Origin of the sequence: Alkalihalophilus pseudofirmus, from assembly GCF_029094545.1 — a bacterium.
In the GTDB taxonomy this organism is placed as follows: Bacteria; Bacillota; Bacilli; order Bacillales; family Bacillaceae_D; genus Alkalihalophilus; species Alkalihalophilus pseudofirmus.
Genome location: NZ_CP117835.1, coordinates 697,405 through 719,961 on the forward strand (window position 1 = coordinate 697,405; position 22,557 = coordinate 719,961).

General features: G+C 40.6%; 16 protein-coding genes. 15 read left to right on the top strand and 1 reads right to left on the bottom strand.

The annotated features are described in order from the left end of the window. The first annotated feature begins 15 nt into the window (after positions 1-15). From PQ478_RS03580 to PQ478_RS03645, 14 genes are all read left to right on the top strand, one after another. Positions 16-1,683 (top strand): glycerol-3-phosphate dehydrogenase/oxidase, encoded by a 1,668-nt coding sequence (locus tag PQ478_RS03580; RefSeq protein WP_289235847.1) that lies wholly within the window; start codon positions 16-18, stop codon positions 1,681-1,683. A 176-nt stretch (positions 1,684-1,859) separates the two neighbouring features. Next, positions 1,860-3,596 carry a phospho-sugar mutase gene (locus PQ478_RS03585; protein WP_289235848.1) on the top strand — a complete coding sequence of 579 codons (1,737 nt, stop codon included), beginning with the start codon at positions 1,860-1,862 and terminating at the stop codon, positions 3,594-3,596. Between the two features lie 115 nt (positions 3,597-3,711). Beyond that, positions 3,712-4,725: a S66 family peptidase gene (locus PQ478_RS03590; protein ID WP_289235849.1), complete on the top strand. Its 1,014-nt coding sequence runs from the start codon at positions 3,712-3,714 to the stop codon at positions 4,723-4,725. Between the two features lie 93 nt (positions 4,726-4,818). Continuing rightward, positions 4,819-6,228, top strand: coding sequence for a SpoVR family protein (locus PQ478_RS03595; RefSeq protein ID WP_075683174.1), 1,410 nt, complete (start codon positions 4,819-4,821; stop codon positions 6,226-6,228). Between the two features lie 852 nt (positions 6,229-7,080). Continuing rightward, entirely contained in the window at positions 7,081-7,590 is a 510-nt protein-coding gene (locus tag PQ478_RS03600) for a YusW family protein (protein ID WP_289235850.1), read from the top strand. 177 nt (positions 7,591-7,767) lie between these two features. Continuing rightward, the gene (locus PQ478_RS03605) at positions 7,768-9,525 is read left to right on the top strand and encodes an ABC transporter ATP-binding protein (RefSeq protein WP_289235851.1); all 1,758 of its coding nucleotides are present in this window, start codon (positions 7,768-7,770) and stop codon (positions 9,523-9,525) included. Positions 9,526-9,540: 15 nt separating this feature from the next. Further along, complete coding sequence (locus PQ478_RS03610; RefSeq protein ID WP_289235852.1) at positions 9,541-11,349, top strand: ABC transporter ATP-binding protein; 1,809 nt, start codon at positions 9,541-9,543, stop codon at positions 11,347-11,349. 132 nt (positions 11,350-11,481) lie between these two features. After that, positions 11,482-12,183 (top strand): response regulator transcription factor, encoded by a 702-nt coding sequence (locus PQ478_RS03615; protein WP_289235853.1) that lies wholly within the window; start codon positions 11,482-11,484, stop codon positions 12,181-12,183. Continuing rightward, positions 12,180-13,550, top strand: coding sequence for a sensor histidine kinase (locus PQ478_RS03620; RefSeq protein ID WP_289235854.1), 1,371 nt, complete (start codon positions 12,180-12,182; stop codon positions 13,548-13,550). The genes PQ478_RS03615 and PQ478_RS03620 overlap by 4 nt, the downstream gene beginning before the upstream one ends. After that, complete coding sequence (locus PQ478_RS03625) at positions 13,543-14,310, top strand: PepSY domain-containing protein (protein WP_289235855.1); 768 nt, start codon at positions 13,543-13,545, stop codon at positions 14,308-14,310. Before PQ478_RS03620 ends, PQ478_RS03625 begins: the two co-directional genes overlap by 8 nt. A 150-nt stretch (positions 14,311-14,460) precedes the next feature. Next, positions 14,461-15,300, top strand: a complete 840-nt coding sequence (locus PQ478_RS03630; RefSeq protein ID WP_289235856.1) for a PepSY domain-containing protein — start codon at positions 14,461-14,463, stop codon at positions 15,298-15,300. A 365-nt stretch (positions 15,301-15,665) separates the two neighbouring features. Then, positions 15,666-16,163 (top strand): GNAT family N-acetyltransferase, encoded by a 498-nt coding sequence (locus tag PQ478_RS03635; RefSeq protein ID WP_289235857.1) that lies wholly within the window; start codon positions 15,666-15,668, stop codon positions 16,161-16,163. 112 nt (positions 16,164-16,275) lie between these two features. Further along, positions 16,276-18,246 carry a putative bifunctional diguanylate cyclase/phosphodiesterase gene (locus PQ478_RS03640; RefSeq protein WP_289235858.1) on the top strand — a complete coding sequence of 657 codons (1,971 nt, stop codon included), beginning with the start codon at positions 16,276-16,278 and terminating at the stop codon, positions 18,244-18,246. Positions 18,247-18,314: 68 nt separating this feature from the next. Next, the gene (locus PQ478_RS03645) at positions 18,315-19,517 is read left to right on the top strand and encodes an aminotransferase-like domain-containing protein (protein WP_289235859.1); all 1,203 of its coding nucleotides are present in this window, start codon (positions 18,315-18,317) and stop codon (positions 19,515-19,517) included. Positions 19,518-19,563: 46 nt separating this feature from the next. On the opposite strand, the gene PQ478_RS03650 is transcribed toward PQ478_RS03645, so the two are convergent. Further along, on the bottom strand, positions 19,564-20,943 hold the full coding sequence (locus PQ478_RS03650) for a sodium-dependent transporter (protein ID WP_012957673.1): 1,380 nt from the start codon (positions 20,941-20,943) through the stop codon (positions 19,564-19,566). Between the two features lie 202 nt (positions 20,944-21,145). On the opposite strand from PQ478_RS03650, the gene iadA reads away from it, so the two are divergent. Further along, positions 21,146-22,312 (top strand): beta-aspartyl-peptidase, encoded by a 1,167-nt coding sequence (gene iadA / locus PQ478_RS03655; RefSeq protein WP_289235860.1) that lies wholly within the window; start codon positions 21,146-21,148, stop codon positions 22,310-22,312. Positions 22,313-22,557 lie beyond the last annotated feature (245 nt).

Consider the following 22,557-nt stretch of genomic DNA (forward strand, 5'->3'; position numbering starts at 1 on the left):
GAAGGAGTGAAGAAGATGGCCCATACATTCTCAAGTGAAAAGCGTTTTGCTTATGTTAATGAGTTAAAAACAAAAGAATTGGATCTTTTGGTCATTGGTGGAGGGATTACTGGTGCCGGGATCGCACTCGATGGAGCATCAAGAGGGTTGAAAATTGGTTTAATTGAGATGCAGGATTTTGCGGCAGGGACCTCAAGCCGTTCCACTAAGCTTGTACACGGAGGTCTGCGTTATCTTAAGCAGCTTGAAGTTAAGCTAGTAGCGGAAGTGGGCAAAGAACGGGCCATTGTATATGAAAATGCACCCCATGTAACTTCACCTGAATGGATGCTTCTACCTATTTTTAAAAATGGCACATTCGGCAAATTCTCGACTTCCTTTGGTTTAAATGTATATGACCGGCTGGCTGATGTTAGAAAAGATGAAAGACGTCATATGTTGAACAAAAAAACAACGTTACAGCGTGAGCCTCTGCTTAGAAAAGATAAATTGAAAGGCGGCGGACTGTATGTAGAATACCGTACAGATGACGCACGTCTCACACTTGAAATTCTGAAAGAAGCCGTGAGACGAGGGACTGTTGCGGTTAATTATATGAAAGTCGAGTCTTTTCTCTATGAAAACGGTAAGGCAGTCGGTGTTGTGATGGTTGATCAATTTACAGGTGAGGCGCATAAAGTATTTGCGAAAGTGATTGTCAACGCAGCCGGACCTTGGGTAGATACACTGCGTGAGCAGGACAGGTCCAAATCGGGTAAGCAGCTTAAGCTATCTAAAGGGGTTCATCTAGTTATTGATCTTGCTCGTTTTCCTTTAAGTCAAGCGGTTTATTTTGATACTGAAAAAGATGGCCGGATGATATTTGCTATTCCTCGTGATGGGAAAACGTACGTTGGAACAACCGATACGTACTATGAGGCTGACATCGCTCACCCAAGAATGACGATAGCTGACCGCGATTACATATTAGAGGCCGCCAATTTTATGTTCCCTTCCCTGCATTTAACTCCAGAAGATGTTGAGTCAAGCTGGACTGGGCTCAGACCTTTGATTTATGAAGAAGGAAAAAGTGCTTCAGAAGTGTCACGGAAGGATGAAGTATTTACCTCTGATTCCGGCCTTTTGTCTATTGCAGGCGGAAAGTTGACAGGATACCGGAAAATGGCTGAGCGTGTGGTGGATGACGTTTGTAAAAAGCTTAGTATAAAAGCAGTCTGCCAAACGGATTCGATTACTTTGTCTGGCGGCCATGTAGGCGGGATTGACCAATTTCAAGCATTTTTAGAGCAGCAAACGAGAGAAGGAGTCCGTCTTGGGCTCTCAGAAAATACCGCGTATGGCCTCTCAAAATTATACGGCTCGAATGTGACGAAAGTATATGCCTGTCTTAGACAGACCAAAAGACATGCCGAAGCATTCCATTTGCCAAAAGAATTACTAGCTCAATTAAGGTATGGGATAGAAGAGGAAATGGTTGCAACGCCCCTTGATTTCTTTAACCGCAGAACGGGAGCTCTATTCTTTAATATTCAATGGGTAATTGAACATAAAGAAGCCGTTCTCCGCTACATGAAATCAGTGTTTGAGTGGAGCGAAGAAGAAGCGGCGATGCATGAAGAAGAATTAAATAGAGAGATTCACTTTGCTAGAACACCAGTAGCTGACGAGAATAAGCCAGTATAAGGCGTACAAGAAGTACGTCTTATCTTTTTTTGCCCTTAGAGTAATTTGTAAGACATAGATATTTAATTGCTAAGAGGTTTCTCCGGTGTGGTGTGGAATAGTATATAATGTCTAGGAGAGATTCGAACTAGGAGAGGTTCGACTTAGAAATGATCGAGTTAGAGAGGGGAAATGATATGAATTGGAGAGCTCGCTACGCGAGATGGAACAACTTCCATGCGCTAGAAAAGGAACTGAAAGAAACTTTAACTAAGATTGAAAGTAATGAAGCAGCCTTAGAAGATTGTTTTTATAAAGATCTAGAATTCGGCACGGGCGGCATGCGTGGTGAAATTGGCCCAGGTCCTAACCGAATGAATACATACACAATACGCAGAGCAGCTAAAGGCCTTGCTCTTTTCATTGAGGCACAAGGTGAGGAGGCAAAGGAAAGAGGCGTAGTCATTGCTTATGATTCAAGACACAAATCACCTGAATTTGCAAAAGAAGCGGCGCTCACTCTTGGAAAACATGGTGTGAAGACGTATTTATTTCTTGACCTTAGACCGACACCAGAACTGTCTTATGCGGTTCGTAAGTTAAACGCGTATGGCGGAATTGTTGTGACAGCTAGTCATAATCCTCCAGAGTACAACGGATTTAAAGTGTACGGCCCAGATGGCGGTCAGCTTCCGCCAGGTCCTGCAGATGAGCTTGTCCGTTATGTAAATGGAATTGAAGATGAGCTGACGATTGAAGTGGCGGATGAATTAGAACTTAAGGCAGAGCGCTTATTACAAATCGTTGCTGAAGATGTAGACAATGCCTACAACGAAGAGCTTAAAACAATTGTTGTGGATTCTGAGCTCCTTAAAGAAGTTGGAGGAGATGTGAAAATTGTTTTCACTCCGCTCCATGGTACAGCAAATGTATCAGTCAGACGTGTACTAGAGGAGACAGGCTTTACCGATGTCACTGTCGTAGCTGAGCAAGAGCTGCCAGATCCGCAATTTTCTACGGTGAAATCGCCTAATCCAGAGGAGCATGCCGCTTTTGAACTGGCAATTCAGTATGGTGAAAAAGAGGGCGCAGACCTGCTGCTTGCAACCGACCCTGATGCTGATCGCGTCGGACTTGCCGTGAAAAATAATGACGGGGAATATGTCGTATTAACAGGTAATCAAACAGGTGCACTTTTGCTTGATTATATTTTGAGTCAAAAAGAGAAGCAAGGGACCCTCCCTGCTAACGGAATTGTAATGAAAACAATTGTTACTTCAGAATTAGGCCGGTCCATTGCAGAACACTACGGAATGACGGCAATGGATACACTAACTGGCTTTAAATTCATAGGAGAGAAAATTGCTCAATTTGAGAAAACAGGCGAGCACACCTTCTTATTTGGGTATGAAGAAAGCTATGGCTATTTAATCGGTGATTTCGTACGTGATAAAGATGCTGTGCAAGCCTGCTTAGCTGCGGCAGAATTAGCGGCTTACTACAAATCTCGTCAAATGACAGTGTATGAAGGGTTACTTGAGTTGTATGAGAAGTATGGCTTCTATCAAGAGTCATTGCAGTCACTCACGCTAAAAGGAAAAGCTGGTATCGAGAAAATACAGTCGATTATTTCTTCCTTTAGAACAGAGCCGCCAGTTGAGATTGCTGGTAAACGAGTGGCCTATATTGAAGACTATCAATCGAGCCAATCAATGAATGTCGTATTAGCTGAACCGAGTATGATTCAGCTTCCAAAATCAAATGTTCTAAAATATAAGTTAGAAGATGGCTCTTGGTTCTGCATTAGACCATCCGGCACAGAGCCAAAAGTGAAATTCTATTTTGGGGTTCAGAAGAATTCATTAGAAGAAAGCCGGTTAAGCTTACAAGAGTTAGAGCAAGCTGTTATGAATCGTGTACATGCTTTAAGTTAATCTCACAGAGAGCTATGAATCCTTTTTAAGGATTTGTAGCTTTTTTAGTTTACTAAAAGCTGGATGATCCAATGTTTTCCTGTTAAAATAGCTAAAACTACAGAGGAGAGAGCCCATGATTACCTACCCCCACTTAAAACAAAGCGCGACAATAGGAGTGACTGCTCCTTCATCAGGAGTCCTAGACAATCTTCATCCTCTTTTAAAGCAAGCATGTGCACGGCTTGAAGCAAAAGGATATCAGGTGAGGAGTGGGGCAACAGCCTGGACTCAGGAAAAAGCAAGATCCGCTTCTGCAGCAAAACGAGCAGAAGAGTTTAACGGTATGATGGCGGACCAGGATATTGATGCGATCATTCCACCATGGGGCGGAGAATTGTTAATTGAAATGCTGGATGGTGTAGATTTTAAAGCGATACAGCCTAAGTGGGTGCTTGGATATTCGGATGTGAGTGTATTGCTGTTAGCAATCACACTGAAAACAGGGATAGCTACTGCTCATGGAACGAATTTAATCGACCTGCGGGGAGAAGAGTCAGATGAAATAACAGCCATGTGGGAACATGTTTTATGTACAAAACAAGGGGAAGGTATTGTTCAGCACTCATCTGATGTCTATCAAAAAGAATGGAATTTCGAAGAACCTAGTCCTCACATCTTTCATTTAACGGAACCGACAACTTGGAGGGCAGTCAATGATGAGAAAGTTGTTCTAGAGGGAAGATTACTTGGCGGCTGTATTGATGTCATCAGACATTTAATTGGAACACCTTATGGAGATGTAAGGAAGTTTTATAGTCAGTTTGGTGAAGGAAAGCCGATTATTTGGTATTTGGAAAACTGTGAATTAACGACAACGGATTTAAAAAGAACGCTTGTGCATATGAAATTAGCTGGATGGTTCGATCATTGTACTGGCATTATGTTTGGCCGGAGCAGTGCAAATCAGCCTGTGCAAGATTATACAGTGCATGATGTTTACAGCGAATTACAAACAGAGCTTGGGATTCCCGTCGTGTATGACATTGATTGCGGTCATATGCCGCCGCAGCTCACATTGATAAATGGTGCTTATGCTAAAGTGTTAGTGGACCGTGGCAGGGGCATGGTTGAACAATCTTTTATTTGAGCATCATCTTAGTACTCTCCTATTAATTGTTCTCATGAATTGTCTTATCCTCTCATAAAATGAAGGAAGCAGCATTTAGGAGGGGATTTTAAAATGAATGAGAACTGGAAGGAGCTTGAATATGCAATTGCTGAAATCACAGAAATTGCAGAAGGCTTTGGACTAGATTTTTATGAAATGAGATATGAGATTTGCCCTGCGGAAATTATCTATACATTTGGTGCCTATGGAATGCCGACACGTTATTCACATTGGAGCTTTGGAAAACAATTTCATAAAATGAAGCTGCAATATGACCTCGGCCTCAGTAAAATCTATGAGCTCGTTATTAACTCAGACCCTTGTTATGCGTTTTTACTAGACAGCAATTCGTTAATTCAAAATAAATTAATTGTTGCTCACGTCCTTGCACATTGTGACTTCTTTAAAAATAATGTAAGGTTTTCAAATACAAGAAGAGATATGGTAGAGAGTATGAGTGCAACCGCAGACCGAATTGCGCACTATGAGCATGTGTATGGAAAAGAAGAAGTGGAGAATTTTTTAGATGCGGTACTTGCGATTCAAGAACATATTGACCCAAGCCTCGTTCGTCCGAAGCTGGCATGGAGTAAGGATGACGATGAAGATAGTACGATCGTAAAAAAACGAGGCGATTATGATGATCTTTGGTCTCTTGATCAGAAAGCAAAAACAGAAGAGATAAAACCCAAAAAACGAAAGTTTCCTCCTAGCCCGGAAAAAGATATTCTCCTGTTTATTGAAGAATACAGCCGTGAACTTGAACCGTGGCAGCGTGATATATTAACTATGATGCGAGAGGAAATGCTCTATTTCTGGCCGCAGTTAGAAACGAAAATCATGAATGAAGGCTGGGCATCATTTTGGCATGCTAGAATCTTACGAGAAATGGACCTTACAAGTGAGGAGACCATTGAATATGCAAAATTAAATGCAGGCGTTGTTCAGCCTTCAAAAACGTCGATTAACCCTTATTATTTAGGGCTTAAAATCTTTGAGGATATTGAAGAGCGGTATAATAATCCAACAAAAGAAATGCAGGAGCGGCAAGGTGTAAAACCTGGCAGCGGACGTGAAAAAATGTATGAAGTAAGAGAAATCGAATCGGATATTTCTTTTATAAGAAACTATTTAACCAAAGATCTTGTGATGCGTGAAGATATGTATCTATTCCAAAAACAAGGTGCAGAATATAAGGTAGTAGATAAAGAGTGGGAACATGTCAGAGACCAGCTTGCTTCCTCAAGAGTAAATGGAGGGTTTCCTTATTTATCGGTAACCGATGGAGACTATTTAAAGAACGGTGAACTCTACATTACTCATGCATTTGAAGGAACAGAGCTTGATGTCAGTTACCTAGAAAAAGTTCTTCCATATTTATATCAACTATGGGGAAGAACCGTTCATATCGAATCAATTATTAATGAGAAACAAATTACATTTATCTATGATGGCAAGAAGGTACACCGTAAGTATTTATAAGCTTGTAAGAGGTTGGGATTGAAGTAAGGTCTATAAATTCTGAAGTGTGGTGTGTATAAAAGGCGACTCTAATAAAAAAGGTCGTCTTTTTGCGTTTTTTGATTTTGAACTTAATTATTTGTGTATTCACTCCGATGATTAGGGCGAAAGGCAATCGAATTCGAGGATGGCTTTTGAAGGAGTTGAAAAGCTGTCAAACATTCTGGTTAGTTTAAGGTTGCCGCTCCTGAAATATGCTTCGCTTTTCGCGGTGAGCTGCTGAGCTTCCTCGGGCTTTAGCCCTGTGGGTTCTCAGCCCTGCTCTAGGCACCGCAGAAGTCTTCACATATTTCATCCGCTAAGTAATCTTCTGAAAAACGGATTTAGTGGAGTGATTTCGATTTGTATCAGACCAATCGAAACACAAATTATATTAGCTTCACTATAAAGATAAGTCACTTAATCGTTCAATGAGGATGATACTTACCTACCTATTAGCTCCGTTGATTGGAGCGGAAGGCACCGACTCCTGCGGGAAGTGCGTGACCAGGGAAGACCCCACAGGAGCGTAGCGACGAGGAGGCTTCCGGACCGCCCGCGGAAAGCGTGTGCCTGCAGAGGAAATCAACAACTATGGCAAGGGGAGACATTGTTTTCATGTTCCTCACTGAAGAATTTGTACTGTTCATCAATTAGCATTAACCCAATGTACAATGTACATAGCGCTAATCTAGTGTTTCGTTTTGTACAAGCCAAATCTCATGCGAAGACGTATATTTCCTCTGCTCTTTGTTTAAACTAACCTTTGTATCATGGTTAATGGTACATATTACCGGGTATAAGTTTTAAAAAATGAATTGGAGGAATTTATAAATGAAGATGTTAAAAATGTTTTTAATGAGCATTGGGTTAATCACGATTCTAGCTGCTTGTGGAGGGAATGATAATGTAGATGAGCCTCCAGCAGATGCGCCTGTAGAAGAAGACGATACAATGTTTGATGATAACGATGACGCTGCTGCACCGGATGAAACGGGTGTTACAAATGGAGAAGAGGGCAGTTATGCATTCACTTCTTTCGATTTAGATGTGGAGTATCAAGATAACCAAGAGGTCGATGTTGATTATGAAAGCGAACAAGACGGAATGGAAGCAAAGTATCGCAACGACTTTGAAGGAATTGACCTTGAAGGCGATGAAGCGATGCAGGAGCTTGAGGCCTACTTCACTCAGTTAGATTTTGATTCAGCTGCAGCAGATGAAGAGGTCATTGACCAAGTGATGTCCGTCTTTAATTTAGATCCATCTTACACTGAATTTGAGCTAGAAGTTGATTTTGCAGATGGAACAGAAAAGGAATACAAAGCGCAAGGCAATCAATAAATACAAACAGACACATCACTTCGGTGGTGTGTTTTTTATAGGTTATAACTGACAGAAAATTTAAAATAGACTGTTGACTAGGTGCTTATCTTCGAAGTATGATTAAATTTGCTCCAAAAATCATTCGAGTTACGAATGAATAAGGAGGAATCTGGATAATAAAAGGCGGGTGTACATATGGATACGTTTAAGCGCTTAAAGAGCTTTTATTGGCCTTATAAAAATTACTTTATTTGGTCGCTTGTTGCCTTAATAGGTGTAACAGGAATGACCGTTATGTATCCAATTATTTTGCAATATACAATTGATCATGCTGTACTTGGCGGTCAGTATGAGGTCATCCCTTATCTCGTTTTAGGCTTGATCGCTGTCATGGCTGTTAAAGGGGGTGCTGTCTATATCCATCAATATTTAGGGGATTTGTTTGGTATTACAGCGGTTCATCGTTTACGGAATTCGTTATATGAGAAACTTCAATTCTTACCATTCCGTTATTATGACAATGCTAAAACAGGAGATTTAATGTCACGTCTAACAGGAGATGTGGAGACGTTTCGTTTCTTCTTATCATTCGGTTGTGCGCAGCTTGTAAACTTTGTTCTCCTTGTCTGCTTTAGTATGGGGGTTATGTTTTACTACTCTGTTCCACTGACACTTGTGACGATGGTGATGCTGCCCTTCCTAGCTGTAGTCGTTTGGAAGTTTGATAAACGGGTCCATCCCGGATTTCGGGGAATTCGTAAATCTCTCGCAAGGCTTAACACAAAAGTGCAAGAGAATGTAAGCGGGGTTCATACGGTTAAAGCTCTTTCGCAGGAAGATGAAGAAATTTCAAGGTTTGATCAGACCAATGATGATTATAAACAAAAGCACTTAGATATTTCTAAAATATGGGGAAATTACTTTCCGTTGATGGAGTTCATTGGAAATCTATCGGCTGTTTTTCTGCTTGCTTTTGGAGGATATCTGGTCATTCAAGGAAGCCTCCAGCCAGGTGAGTTAGTCGCTTTCTTTAGTTTAGTTTGGTATATTATCGGGCCGATTATGAACTTAGGTTTTATTATTAATATGTTTTCACAATCTAAAGCTTCAGGTGAGCGCTTGTTAGAGATTCTTGATGAAGAGGAGAGGCTGGATGCTGCAGATAGAAAAGAAGAGAGCAGCAATCCACGCTTAGTAGGGGAAGTCTCTTTTAAGGATGTCAGCTTGCATTACGGAGAGAGTGATCGTCCGGCTTTAAGCAGCCTGACTTTTCATGCCGGAGAAGGGAAAACGATTGGCTTAGTCGGTGCGACCGGTTCAGGTAAATCTAGTATCGCTCAATTGATTACAAGGTTTTATGAAAAAAGCTCAGGTGAGATTACGATAGATGGCAAACCGATAGAAAATTATTCACTAAGCCACTTGAGACATCATATTGGAACTGTGATGCAGGAAACGTTTCTTTTCTCCTCGACCATTCGTGATAACTTAGCATACGGTCGTCCTGATGCTTCAATGGAAGAAATTATTGCTGCAAGTATCCGGGCTGATGCTCACGAATTTATAACGGAACTGCCTGATGGATATGATACCGTGCTCGGTGAACGTGGTCTTGGATTATCCGGAGGTCAAAAGCAGCGTATTGCGATTGCCCGCGCGATTATTATGAATCCAAGCATCCTTATTTTAGACGACGCAACAAGTGCGGTTGATATGCAGACAGAAGTGAAAATTCAGCAAGCATTTCGCGAGCTGATGAAGGGGCGTACCACGTTTATCATCGCTCACCGAATCTCTTCTGTAAAACAGGCAGATGAGATATTGGTTCTAGATCGAGGTGAAATTGTAGAGCGCGGCACTCATGAACAGTTACTTCAGCACAAAGAAGGGTTATACCGAAGAATTTACGATATCCAAAATCAAGACCAAGAATATGTGTTGCAACAAGCATAAGGAGGTGTAGCAATTATGCAGCATACAGAGAAGAAAGTCCGATTTCATTATTCAACAGAACAAGTGATTGAAAAACCATTCAACTGGTCACAAATGGTAAGGCTTTTAGGGTATATGAAGCCTTATGCTTGGACCCTTTTACCAAAAACGATATTTGTCATGCTATTAGCAACGGCAGTGAGATTAGCTGTTCCTATCTTTATTGGGGTATATGCCTTAGACCGAGCCATTGCAACGAACGATCTCACTCTCGTTTATACGTACGCAGGAATCGTTCTCGCTCTGTACATCATTGCTTATGCAGCGAATGTCTTTCGAATTAGATGGATGAATGAACTAGGGCAGCATATTATTTATGATATTAGACAGGCATTATTTAAACATATTCAACGGTTGTCTCACCGTTTTTTTGACCAGCGTTCAGGAGGATCTATTCTAGTTCGAGTGGTCAATGACGTGAACTCGATGCAGGATCTATTTACGAATGGTGTTGTTAACTTATTGATGGACATTATTATGCTCGTTGGAATTGTGATTATCTTATTTACACTTAGTCCCGAGCTTGCGGTTTTGATTCTCATTGTGTTGCCGATTATGTTCATCATTTCAACTAAATTGCGTAGAAAAATCCGCAGGTCTTGGCAGGTTGTGAGGGTGCGTCAATCAAAATTAAATTCTCATCTAAATGAGAGCATTCAAGGGATTCGCGTCACTCAAGCCTATTCTCAAGAAAAACAGAATATGGAATTCTTTGATCAAGTGAATACGGATAATTATGAAAGCTGGAAGACGGCTACGCGTATGAATGCACTATTTCGTCCTTTTGTTGAAATGGCAAGCTTGGTAGGTGCTGTTATTCTTATTTGGTATGGTGCCCACCTTTATCAAACGGGTGCCGTTACCATCGGGGTATTTGTTTCCTTTGCTTTTTACTTAGGCATGTTCTGGGAGCCGATCTCAAGACTTGGCCAAGTGTATAACCAGCTGTTAGTAGGGATGGCCTCATCGGAGAGGATCTTTGAATTCCTAGATGAAAAGCCGTCTGTACCTGAGGCCAAACATCCAAAGACCCTTAAGGATGTAAAGGGTGAAATTGTTTTTGATCAAGTGGAATTTGCCTATGATGAGAAACGACGTGCTTTAAATGAAATCAACTTAACATTTAAAGCCGGCCAAACTATTGCGTTGGTTGGTCACACGGGTTCAGGTAAATCAACCATTGTCAATTTAATGAGCAGATTTTATGACCCAACAAAAGGCTCGATCACGTTAGATGGCGTTGATTTACGGGATTTGCAGATTGATGAATTAAGAACGAATGTTAGTTATGTCTTGCAAGATACGTTCATATTTGCTGGAACCATTATGGATAATATACGTTTCGGTAAGCCGCAAGCGACTGACGAGGAAGTCATGACAGCAGCTAAAGCGATTGGTGCGCATTCCTTTATCGAGCGGTTGGATAAAGGCTATTTCACAGAGGTTGAAGAAAAAGGGAATGTTTTATCTGTTGGAGAGAGGCAATTGCTCTCATTTGCCAGAGCATTGCTCGCTGATCCGAAAATATTAATTTTAGATGAAGCTACGGCAAGTATTGATACAGAGACAGAGCTTAAAATACAAGCCGGTCTAAAAAAGCTGCTTCATAACCGTACTGCTGTAATGATAGCCCATCGACTATCAACGATAAGAGATGCTGACCATATTATTGTTCTTGATCATGGGAATGTGATAGAAGAAGGGACGCATAATTCACTGATGAGTCAAAGAGGAACGTACTTTGGCCTCGTTCAATCACAGTATACTGCCATCACTGCTGAATAATTTGACTAGGCCTACGGATGAAATCATTGAGATGAAATCATTCGCAGGTCTTTTTTATGCGAGCAGGAACATTTTTAAATTTACTGCTTTTCATGTACACTTTAGAAAAAAACATGAGGGAGTGCGTTGTAAGTGAACAATGCCCAAATTCTAATTGTTGAAGATGAAGCGAATATTGCTCGAGTCATAGAATTAGAGCTTGAACATGAAGGCTACGAAACAGAGATTGCAGCAGATGGACTAAGCGCACTAGAGCAGATCGAGCAAGGTGGATGGTCTCTGATCCTGCTAGATGTGATGCTGCCGAGATTAAGCGGAATGGAAGTGTTAAGAAGAATACGGAAGGAAGGGAATACGACTCCCGTTATTATGTTAACGGCTCGCGATACCATAGTAGATAAAGTGATGGGCCTTGATCAAGGTGCAAATGATTATGTGACTAAGCCTTTTGAGATTGAAGAGCTGTTAGCACGCATAAGAGCCTGCCTCAGAACTCAACTCAGTACAAGCGGTACACAGATTGATGAAGGTGACTTAACGTTAGCTGATTTGTATGTAAATGAACGAACACGAGAAATTAAACGCGGAGAAACAACGATTGAGCTTACTCCGCGGGAATTTGATTTACTTGTCTATTTGCTGAGTCATACCCAGCAGGTAATGACAAGAGAGCAAATACTTGAGCATGTATGGGGATTTGACTATTTTGGCGATACGAATGTCGTCGATGTCTATATCCGCTACATTAGGCAAAAGCTCGATAAACCGTTTGATGCTCCTCTCATTCATACGGTCAGAGGGGTCGGCTATGTCATGAAGGAATCTACTACATGAGTATATCAAAGCGAATTACTCTTTTTTCGACGGGCTTTTTGTTTCTATTGCTTGTGTTAGTCAATGGCAGTATCTATTTTTTATTCCAACAATTTGCCACCAATGCTGAACTAGAGAGAATGCAGACGCAATTGCAAACAATTGCTGAATCAGCCCAGGGGAGCCAATCGGATCTATGGCTTACATCCTATGGTACCGGAGAGGGCATGCTCCGTGTGATCCGTGAAGACGGCTCATCTGCCTTAACGGTAACAAAGGAGCCTGATCTGCGCTTAATCCCTGCCGAATTCAGTAATAGGGAGAGCGGGCAAGTAATCGGCTATCAAGAACAAACCTATTCCCTTAACCGGTTTCCGGTGATTTGGGTGGATGGTACCGTTGTTTCTTTGGAATTAATTCATCCGCTTACTACACTTGAATCCACTCTTTCTATCCTTAGAATCGTATTAATGATTGCATCCGTATTGATTCTTATCCCTGCTTATTTTGCAGGACGGGCACTGGGCAGGCTCATATTAATGCCAGTTCAAACGTTAATGAACACGATGCAAGGCATTAGAGGAAGCGGGTCTTTTCAGAAGATTGATATCAAGCTTGGTGCGAAAGACGAGTTAGCTCAAATGAGTCATACCTTTAATGAAATGATGGAGCTGTTAGAAGAAAATTATGATAAGCAGCAGCGTTTTGTCTCAGATGCCTCCCATGAGCTCCGAACCCCTCTAACAGTGATCGAAAGTTATGCAAGCCTCCTAAAAAGATGGGGTATGAAGAAGCCTGACCTGTTAGAAGAAGCTGTAGATGCCATCTATGATGAGTCCCAGCGGATGAAAGGCTTAACAAAACAGATGCTGGCCCTTGCTACAGGAGAACCAGATAAAACCGTCATTCTTCAGCAAATAGACCTTGTAAAGTCGGCCGAAGATACAGCGAAACGGCTTAGGCAAGCATATCGTAGAGAGATCGTTGTCACAGCTAATGAGAAGCCCATCTATATACTCGGTGATCCAGAGCGAATCAAACAGCTTCTATTTATATTTGTTGAGAATGGATTGAAATACAGCGATGGTGACATTAGGATCACGCTTGATCAAAAGATAAATAATGTTCTACTCTCTATTCAAGATAAAGGAATTGGTATCCCGAAAGATGATATCCCAAATGTATTCGAACGTTTCTTTAGAGTGGATAAGGCTAGAAGCAGGCAGACGGGCGGAAGTGGTTTAGGTTTGTCCATTGCCAAAGCAATTATTGACGCGCACGGAGCAAAAGTAGATGTTCAAAGTGAAGAAGGAAAAGGGACGACATTTAGAATCTTCTTTTCACAAGTCAATGAAAAACAAAGTGGAGGTGAAAAGGTGGATGAGTAAGAAATATAAGTGGATCGCAGCAGGCGTTGTCGGTATTTTGGTGATTGGATTAGGTATGTTTATGATGCAGCCGGCAGAAGCTTCATTGGATGAAGAAGAAGTCCGGGAGCTGATAGGATCCCAGTTTGGAGGCACGATCAGTTCAGTAAACAAAACGTTAGCTGATGGAACAAGTGTCTTTGAAATTGAATTGTTATCAGATGGCGGTATTTATTTGATTATAGTTGATGCGGCTTCGGGAGATATTTTATCGTTAGAACAATCCATCGCAAGAGAAGAGGTAGGAAGCCCAGGTTCAACTGATGAGGCCGAGAAACTAACTGTAGAAGAAGTGAAAAGTCTGGTAAAAGAAGAGTATGGGGATGAGGTGGTTATCTCAAGTATTGACCTTGTTAGTGAAGCACAATCAGAAGACTCTTCCTATGAAGTGATGATGCAGGAGGGTGCAGGGGAATCACGATTGATTATTAATGCTGTAACGGGCGAGACAATCAGTTACTCTCTAGTAGATGAAGGAGAGCATCCAGGTGCTTCTAGCAATCAAAATAATGAGACAAAAGGTGAACCTATTGGAGAAGCGGAAGCCGCACGAATTGCCCTTTCAAAAGTAACGGGAGAAGTAGATGATGTCGACCTTGAGGAAAAAGATGGCCGCCTTTATTATGAAGTTGAAGTCGAAAATGACGCAGAAGGCTATGATGCCTATGTTTGGATTGATGCATTAACCGGAGAAGTAGTAAATATCATATGGGAAGATTAAAAGGTCCGGCTAAATACCGGGCTTTTTGTTTTCTCATGGATTCTCATCAATTTCTCATTTTCCTTTAAGGGTGTTTTCATTTCGTGTGTATATGATTAAGACATAAAGAAAACACACAAACAAAAAACACACAAAAAGGAGAGATTCATTATGAAAAAGTGGGTAGCCATTTTCTCAAGTGCTTTATTAGCTGGAGGTGCTGCAGTAGGAGCTTCTGCTTCTGATGCTGGTAAGTTCGTTTCATATGAAAATACGGTAGCAACAAACACTGAAACCGTAACAGAAAAGGATGACAATCAAGCCAAAGATCAGATTACAAAAGAAGAAGCAGTTAAAGCAGCGCAAGCTATTTTAGATGGCTCTGTAAAAGAAGTAGAGCTTGACCATGAAGATGGGAAGCTTATCTATGAGGTTGAATTATATTTTAACGGAAACGATTATGACTTTGATATTGATGCTATCACAGGTGATGTTTTATCGATTGATGATGATCTTCTAAAAACTCCAGTGAAAAATCAAATGAAGGTAAATGTAGGCGAAGCCAAAAAAGAGGTTCTTTCTCTATTTGATAAAGCGGGTATAAAAGATGTAGAGCTAGAAATGAAAGATGGTCGCTTTGTATATGAAATTGAAGTGAAGGTTGCAGGAGAAGATGGAGACGTCTACATTGATGCAACAACAGGTGAGGTGCTGTACATTGAAGATGATATTCGTAATAAAGCAATCAGTCATAGGGCTAATGAGGACGATAAAGAAAGAAGCAGCCTAGAGTCAACGAATAAGTCTGATCACGACTTTATAAAAATCACAAAAGAACAAGCAGTTGAAACCGCACTAAATCACGTAGGAGGGGGCACGATTGATGAGGTTGAATTAGATCGTGAGGATGGAATCTTAGTCTATGAAATTGAGATTGAACAAGATGGCCAAGAAGTAGACGTAGATGTTGATGCAGCAACAGGTGAAGTAGTATCTGTCGACTGGGATTAATTATAAGAAGAGTTTTAGAGAGTTGCCTCATATTATTAGGTAGCTCTCTTGTTTGTTAGGAGTGCCTCAATTAGTTAATAGAGGAATACGAATCTGCTTGTCAGTGATGCATATACAGGATGAATAGGAGCAATAAAGGAGAAGGGCGCAATATAGCCCGCAACTGTTCCAATAACTGGACCAGTCAGCACAATCACCTTTAAGGGCAAGGCATAAACATCTTGAAAAAATACAATTAAAGCAGCAGCACATTCACAGTTGGCAGCATAAATGCTTTCTTTGCTGAGGATTGTCATAATTAGGCAGGAGTTTATCCTTTTATAGCTAATCTCTATAATAAGCTTATTAAATTAGGGGATGATCGGATGATTCGGCAAGCAGAAGTGAGAGATGCAAAAGAAATACAGAGCATTGCAGAAATAACATGGAAGCACACATATAAACGTTTATATTCTATGGACGTTATAGAGAATTTTCTTCAAAAAGCGTATGAGATTGAGAGGTTAAAAAAATCAATTCAAATATGCTCAGAACGGAATGATTGTGGATTTATAGTGGCAGAAGACGAGGGTCAGTGTATAGGTTTCGCGCAAGCTGTTCCTTATTTAGATGGGCTGGAATTATCAAGAATATACATTTTACCGGACTCACAGCGAAAAGGACTTGGGCAGTTATTAGTAAATAAAATAATTGATATTGCCAAGGCTGCAAACAAACCTCACTTGTATGTATATGTAGAAAAGGAAAATGAGGATGCAAGGGCTTTTTATGAACGAGAAGGGTTTCATACGATCGATGAGATTGAAGATTCTGCGCTCGGTGTGAAAAGTACACTCGTAAAATGTCAGAAGCAAGTATCCTAGTATTATGGCTGCTAAGAGGTAACTGATTTGGAAACCTTTGTAGTTTGTTGAAAAGAAACACCTCTTCACATGGTATAATAGTACTGCATGAAAATCATAAGGAGGGGTGTAGGTGATACAGGAGAAATGGGATGCCATTTTAAACATATGTAACGACCTAGAATTACCAGTAGCGATTTTCTCAGAAACTCATAAAATCCTTACATATAACAGCTACACCGAAAAGGTAATGTTTCACCCGCAAAAACAGCTCGCTGCTATACTTGCACAATTGCCAAACGTGACAAATCAATTAACGAAACAGAATATGAAAATTCAGGGACAAGATTATATCGTTTATAAAAATATACTGAATACCGCCTCGCGCGAATCATATTTATTATTTTATCCAACTGATCAGCGCACTGAATTAATGAATGAGATTGAAGAGCAGCTAGAACAACTCGTAAATACTAGATTTGAAGGCACCTTAATTCATGACCAAGGAAAGATTATCAGTGTAGATGAAGAATCGGCTGTTTTATTTGGTTACACACGTAAGGAATTGATTCATTTATCTGTCTTTGAACTAATTTCACCGGAGGATTGGATCAAAGCGCAGGATGCAATTGTTAATGGATTAATCGAACCTTTTGAACTAAGGGCACTTCATAAAGATGGGACAACCATTCATATAGAGGTGCAGGGCCGACCCTACCCTTATAAGAAAAAAAAGGTGCGTCTTGTTTCGATACGAAATATTACTGAACGAAAAAAACAAGAAGAACAGATTACATACTTAGCTTATCATGATGAAGTGACAGGTTTATTAAATAGAAGAGCCTTTCAAGAGCATGTGAAAGAGCAGTTAAATGCATTAAAAAGCGACGAATCTGTCGTTGTCGCAACAATCGGATTAAACCGCTTAAAAACGGTAAATGATGCTATGGGAATTGAGGCGGGAAATCGTCTTGTAAAAGAAGTGAGCCACCTATTGAATGAAAAGTGTCTCCCGCGTATTCACCTAGCTCGATTGGGCAGCGATGAGTTCATCCTTTCATTTATCGAAAGCAATCCACAAGATGCTGTCATTCCTTTTATTAATAATATTCTGGAGTGCTTCAATGAACCTTTGCAGCTCGATGAATTCTATTTTCATGTTAATTTAAGCGTAGGGCTGAGTATCTCATCTAATGCTTTAATTGATGTGAATGAATTAATTAGACAAGCAGAAGTTGCCCTGCACACGATCAAAGATTCTACACATGGTTCTATTCAATTTTATGAAAAGGAAATGAGCACAGGCTCGATCCGTGAGATGATTATTGAAAACGAACTCCGCCATGCGATAGCTAAAAATGAATTTACACTTGTGTTTCACCCGCAGGCCTGCCTTGAAAGTGGAGATTTATCTGGTGTGGAGGCCTTGCTGCGTTGGAAGAGTTCTGCTTTAGGAATGGTGTCTCCTTTTGAATTTATTGAAGTGGCAGAAAAAACGGGTTTAATTATTCCAATTGGGAAATGGGTTATTGAGCAAGCTTGTCACTATGCCTTGAAGTTAGAAAGGGAGTTAGGGCGGCCGGTTAAAATGGCTGTTAATTTGTCACCGGTTCAATTTGTACAGCCAAACCTTGTTGAGATCATCACAAATGCCCTAGAAGAAGCCGGGTTAAATGCCTCTTCACTTGAACTTGAAATCACAGAATCTGTGGCGATGGAGGATGAGGCTCATGTGATGGAGAAGCTGACTGCTTTACGTGAGCTAGGAGTCCATGTGTCGATTGATGATTTTGGAACAGGTTATTCATCCTTACAGTATTTAAGTCAGTATCCGATTGATAAATTAAAAATTGATAAATCATTTTTGCGAGTGCAAACAAATACAAATCAAACGATTATAAAATCGATTGTCTCAATGGGTCATAATATGGGGATGAAAGTGATAGCGGAAGGCGTAGAGTCCTATGATCATGTAGCGCTGCTTAGAAGTCTCGACTGTGATGAGATGCAAGGGTTTGTATGGACAAAGCCTCTTCCATTTACTGAACTAATCACAAAATTAACGAGTGAAAGCAGGTTTCCTCTAGATACAGTTAAAAATTGATTGACATTTCTAATAAATCAGATACTATTGAACTATTATCCAAATATAAAATGTTAGAGGTGTCACATATGAAATACGCGTTTGCAAAGAGAATCCGTCATCTACAATCATCAGCCATTCGTGATATTTTAAAAGTCGTAGGAAGAGGAGATATCATTTCATTTGCAGGAGGCCTTCCTGATGATGAGCTGTTTCCGATCGAAGGAATTGAAGAATCGTTTGCTAAGGTGTTTGAGTCAGGCAAAAAGTCTCTTCAATATACAGAAACAGAGGGGTACCTTCCGCTTAGAGAAGTCATTTTAGAGAGAATGAGCAGAAAAGGGATTACGAGCTATTCTGCTGAAAATGTTATGCTTACTACCGGTTCGCAGCAGGTTATTGATCTGTTTTCACGTGTAATGCTGAATCCGGGTGATGTCATTTTAACAGAAGATCCAACTTACCTTGCTGCCCTGCAAGTATTTAAATCCTATGAAGCGAAGGTCGTGGCTGTAGCTTCAGATGATAACGGGATGCTTCCGGATGATCTAGAAAGAAAAATGAAGCAGTACAAACCAAAAGCAATCTATGTCGTGCCAACTTTTTCTAATCCAGCAGGCCGAGTATGGTCGCTTGAGCGCAGACAGCAGCTCTTGAGCCAAGCAGAAAAAGGCAATGTCATTATTTTAGAAGATGACCCGTATGGTGATATTCAATTCCGTCAAGATGAGACCTATACTCCGCTTGCCGCTCTAGATGACGGGACACAAGTTCTGTATACAAGTACTTTCTCAAAAACGGCAGTACCTGCTCTTCGAACGGGATGGGTAGCAGGACCATTTCAAGTCATTCGTATGATGGCCCAAGCTAAACAGGCAAATGACCTGCATTCTAATTCTTTGTCTCAACACGCGTTATACCAGCTATGTATGCATTTTGATTTAGATGCTCATATTCAGCAGTTAATACGCGTATATGAGAGCCGCATGAATATGATGGTAAATTGTATTGAACAAGCAAATATTGATGGGCTTCGTTTTGTGAAACCTAAGGGAGGCATGTTCCTTTGGCTGGAACTTGCTCCTGAAATTAACACAACAGCTCTATTGCCAGAAGCAGTAGAGGCAGGAGTTGCTTATGTTCCGGGGGAACCGTTCTATGCAGATGTAGCGCAAAAGAACACCATGCGCTTGAACTACACGCATGCAACACCTGAAAAGATTGAGCATGGGATGGGATTGCTGCTTGATCTTCTTAAAGAGAAAAGTAAAAACCCTCATATCTTCTCATAACATAGAAAACCGTGTGAGCACTCTGCTCACACGGTTTTTAACGTAATTACCTGAAAAGATTAAGAATAAGATCCAATAATCCAATCGAACTTAGGAAAATGATGAAGATGGCAACCGGTGCAAAATAACGTAATAAGAATAACCACGCATTTCCAAGCCACGTATCACCGAAGTCAGAATCAGATAATGCATCTGCTTTCTTAAAACCCCAGCCCATAAACAAAGCAATCATTAAACCGCCTAATGGAAGCAAAATATTTGATGCGATAAAATCGATTGAATCAAGAATATCACGACCACCAATAATCGCTACATTAGATAAAATGCCTTGACCAAGTGAAGAAGGGATACCTAGTAAGAAGATAATTCCCCCGATAACTAGAGCTGCCTTTCTACGTGACCAAGAGAAACGGCGAATAAAATAAGCAACCGCTACTTCTAATAGAGATACAGCTGAAGAAAGAGCAGCTGCTGCTAATAAGAAGAAGAATAATAGACCGAATAACCAGCCCATTGAAATACTGTCAAATACATCAGGCATGATCATGAATACAAGACCAGGGCCACTTGCTGGCTCAATTCCAAATGCAAAAACAGCAGGGAAGATCATAATGCCGGCTACAATCGCAAATAACGTATCAAGACCTGCAACACTCGCTGCAGCACCAGGCAGTCGTTCTTTATTAGATAAATAACTACCATACGTAATTAGGGCACCCATACCTAGACTTAATGAGAAAAAGGCTTGTCCAAGGGCTGCTAGATAAATATTCGGATCTGTTAGAGCGCTCCAATCAGGACTGAAAAGAAAGGCTAGACCTTCTCTAGCTCCACCAAGAGTTAATCCATAAGCAGAAAGACCAATTAATAATACACCTAATAATGGCATTAAAATTTTGTTTGAACGTTCAATCCCTTTTTTAACTCCAACATAGACAATGGCAATGGTCGCAGCCATAAAGAGGAATTGCCATAACAGCGGATGGTATGGATTAGTAATAAAGTCAACAAAAAATCCTTCATAACCGCCTTCAGGAGCAGTCCACAGGTTTCCTGTCAGATAATTGACGAAATAGTAAGAAATCCACCCTGCGATGACTCCGTAAAAGGATAGAATCATAAATGCAGCAGCTACTCCCATCAGTCCGGCTATCTTCCAAGGCTTCCCTGGAGCAAGCTTTTCAAATGAACCGACTGCATCACTTTTCGCTTTACGTCCAATTGTAAACTCCGCCATTACAATTGGAATCCCGATTAATAAAATACAAGCTAGGTAAATGAGCAAGAATGCTGCACCACCATTTTCTCCTGTAACATAGGCAAAGCGCCATACGTTACCTAAACCTACTGCTGACCCCATCGCAGCTAAAATAAATCCTAGCCGCGAGGCCCATTGCTCACGACCCACATCTTCCTTTAGCGACACAACGTATTCCTCCTTTAATACAGTAAAATAATTTCGTGAACTTACTATAGCATAAAAGCTTCTCTGTGAATAGGGAATTTTCTGACTTTTTAGGTATTTGTCCTCTAATTTTTAAAAAAGTATGTAATTCATAAAGGATTATTCATAATTTTCATATAATGATATCTTTTTGTTATACTTAAAATCAAGGATGGTGGTAGAAATGTTAACATTGCTTAAAAACGGAGATGTATTTACACCTGATTACATAGGAAAAAAGGATGTCCTCATCGGAGGAGGTAAAATTCTAGCGATTGATGAAAATATAACACTTGCAGGCACTGTAGGTGTTGAGATGATTAATGCTCAAGGTATGCATGTAGTGCCTGGCTTTATTGACAGCCACGTTCATATTATTGGCGGGGGTGGAGAAGGGGGATTTAGTACAAGAACACCTGAATTAACGTTAACAGAGGCGACGAAAGCCGGAGTGACAACCATTGTGGGAGTATTAGGTACAGATGGCTTCTCTCGTACAATGACAGATTTGATTGCTAAAGCAAAAGGATTAACAGAAGAAGGGATTACTTGCTTTGTGCATACTGGATCTTATCACGTGCCCATTCAGCCTGTGACAGGGAGAATTGAGACGGATCTAATGCTGATTCAAGAAGTTATTGGAGTGGGGGAAGTGGCGATTTCTGATCACCGGTCGGCACAGCCAGAGCTTAACGAGTTAAAAAGGCTTGCGGCAGAAGCTAGGGTGGGAGGTATGCTCTCTGGAAAGGGAGGGATCGTAAATGTTCACATCGGCGACGGTGCAGATAAGCTTTCATTATTAGAAGAGATTGCAAGGACCACAGAGATTCCAATCACTCAATTCTTACCTACGCATATTAATAGAAATAAAGATTTGCTCCAAGCCGGGATTATCTATGCGAGTAATGGAGGGCGCATTGATTTAACAACGAGCAACTTGCCTCATGAGGGCGAATCTGACTTGAAATGCAGTAAAGCGTTTAAGAAAATCCTCTCACGCGGGATAGATCTTTCTCTTGTTACATTCACCTCAGATGCTCAAGGAAGTCTGCCTAGATTCAATGACAAAGGGGAGTTTACCGGCCTTGGAATTGGCGAGATACGTTCTCTTTATAATGAAGTGCGTGCATCAGTTATAGAAGAAGGCATCCCGCTTGAGCAAGCTCTTCAAGTAGTCACACGTAATGTCGCAAACGCTCTTAAACTAAAAGGAAAAGGTGAGCTTGCAATTCAAAATGATGCAGATATTGTTCTGCTTGATAAACAAGACTTAACGATTGATACTGTTATTGCTAAAGGACAAAAAATGATTTCGCATAAAGAAACGATCATAAAAGGTACGTTTGAATAATTTATTAAGATGAATACCTTCACGCTGGTAAGTCGTTGCCTTATCAGCTAAATGTCCTATTTTACAGAATGAATTCAGAAAAATTTGAATTGATCATACATTTTTTGTATAATAGATAAGGAAAGAGTACATAGGGAAAGGAGTACCCCTTAAAAACCGACTGGTTAGTATAAAAGTCGACATAATTTTTGAATGCGCTTTCATTTGTATGTTTTATTTACTTAAATTCTGAACAACCGCTCAGA

What these genes read in the sequence shown, in the direction of transcription:
- iadA (WP_289235860.1), top strand. Translation starts at nt 21,146, where the DNA reads ATGTTAACATTGCTTAAAAACGGAGATGTATTTACACCTGATTACATA.
- PQ478_RS03590 (WP_289235849.1), top strand. Translation starts at nt 3,712, where the DNA reads ATGATTACCTACCCCCACTTAAAACAAAGCGCGACAATAGGAGTGACT.
- PQ478_RS03635 (WP_289235857.1), top strand. Translation starts at nt 15,666, where the DNA reads ATGATTCGGCAAGCAGAAGTGAGAGATGCAAAAGAAATACAGAGCATT.
- PQ478_RS03645 (WP_289235859.1), top strand. Translation starts at nt 18,315, where the DNA reads ATGAAATACGCGTTTGCAAAGAGAATCCGTCATCTACAATCATCAGCC.
- PQ478_RS03610 (WP_289235852.1), top strand. Translation starts at nt 9,541, where the DNA reads ATGCAGCATACAGAGAAGAAAGTCCGATTTCATTATTCAACAGAACAA.
- PQ478_RS03620 (WP_289235854.1), top strand. Translation starts at nt 12,180, where the DNA reads ATGAGTATATCAAAGCGAATTACTCTTTTTTCGACGGGCTTTTTGTTT.
- PQ478_RS03595 (WP_075683174.1), top strand. Translation starts at nt 4,819, where the DNA reads ATGAATGAGAACTGGAAGGAGCTTGAATATGCAATTGCTGAAATCACA.
- PQ478_RS03600 (WP_289235850.1), top strand. Translation starts at nt 7,081, where the DNA reads ATGAAGATGTTAAAAATGTTTTTAATGAGCATTGGGTTAATCACGATT.
- PQ478_RS03605 (WP_289235851.1), top strand. Translation starts at nt 7,768, where the DNA reads ATGGATACGTTTAAGCGCTTAAAGAGCTTTTATTGGCCTTATAAAAAT.
- PQ478_RS03585 (WP_289235848.1), top strand. Translation starts at nt 1,860, where the DNA reads ATGAATTGGAGAGCTCGCTACGCGAGATGGAACAACTTCCATGCGCTA.
- PQ478_RS03580 (WP_289235847.1), top strand. Translation starts at nt 16, where the DNA reads ATGGCCCATACATTCTCAAGTGAAAAGCGTTTTGCTTATGTTAATGAG.
- PQ478_RS03630 (WP_289235856.1), top strand. Translation starts at nt 14,461, where the DNA reads ATGAAAAAGTGGGTAGCCATTTTCTCAAGTGCTTTATTAGCTGGAGGT.
- PQ478_RS03625 (WP_289235855.1), top strand. Translation starts at nt 13,543, where the DNA reads ATGAGTAAGAAATATAAGTGGATCGCAGCAGGCGTTGTCGGTATTTTG.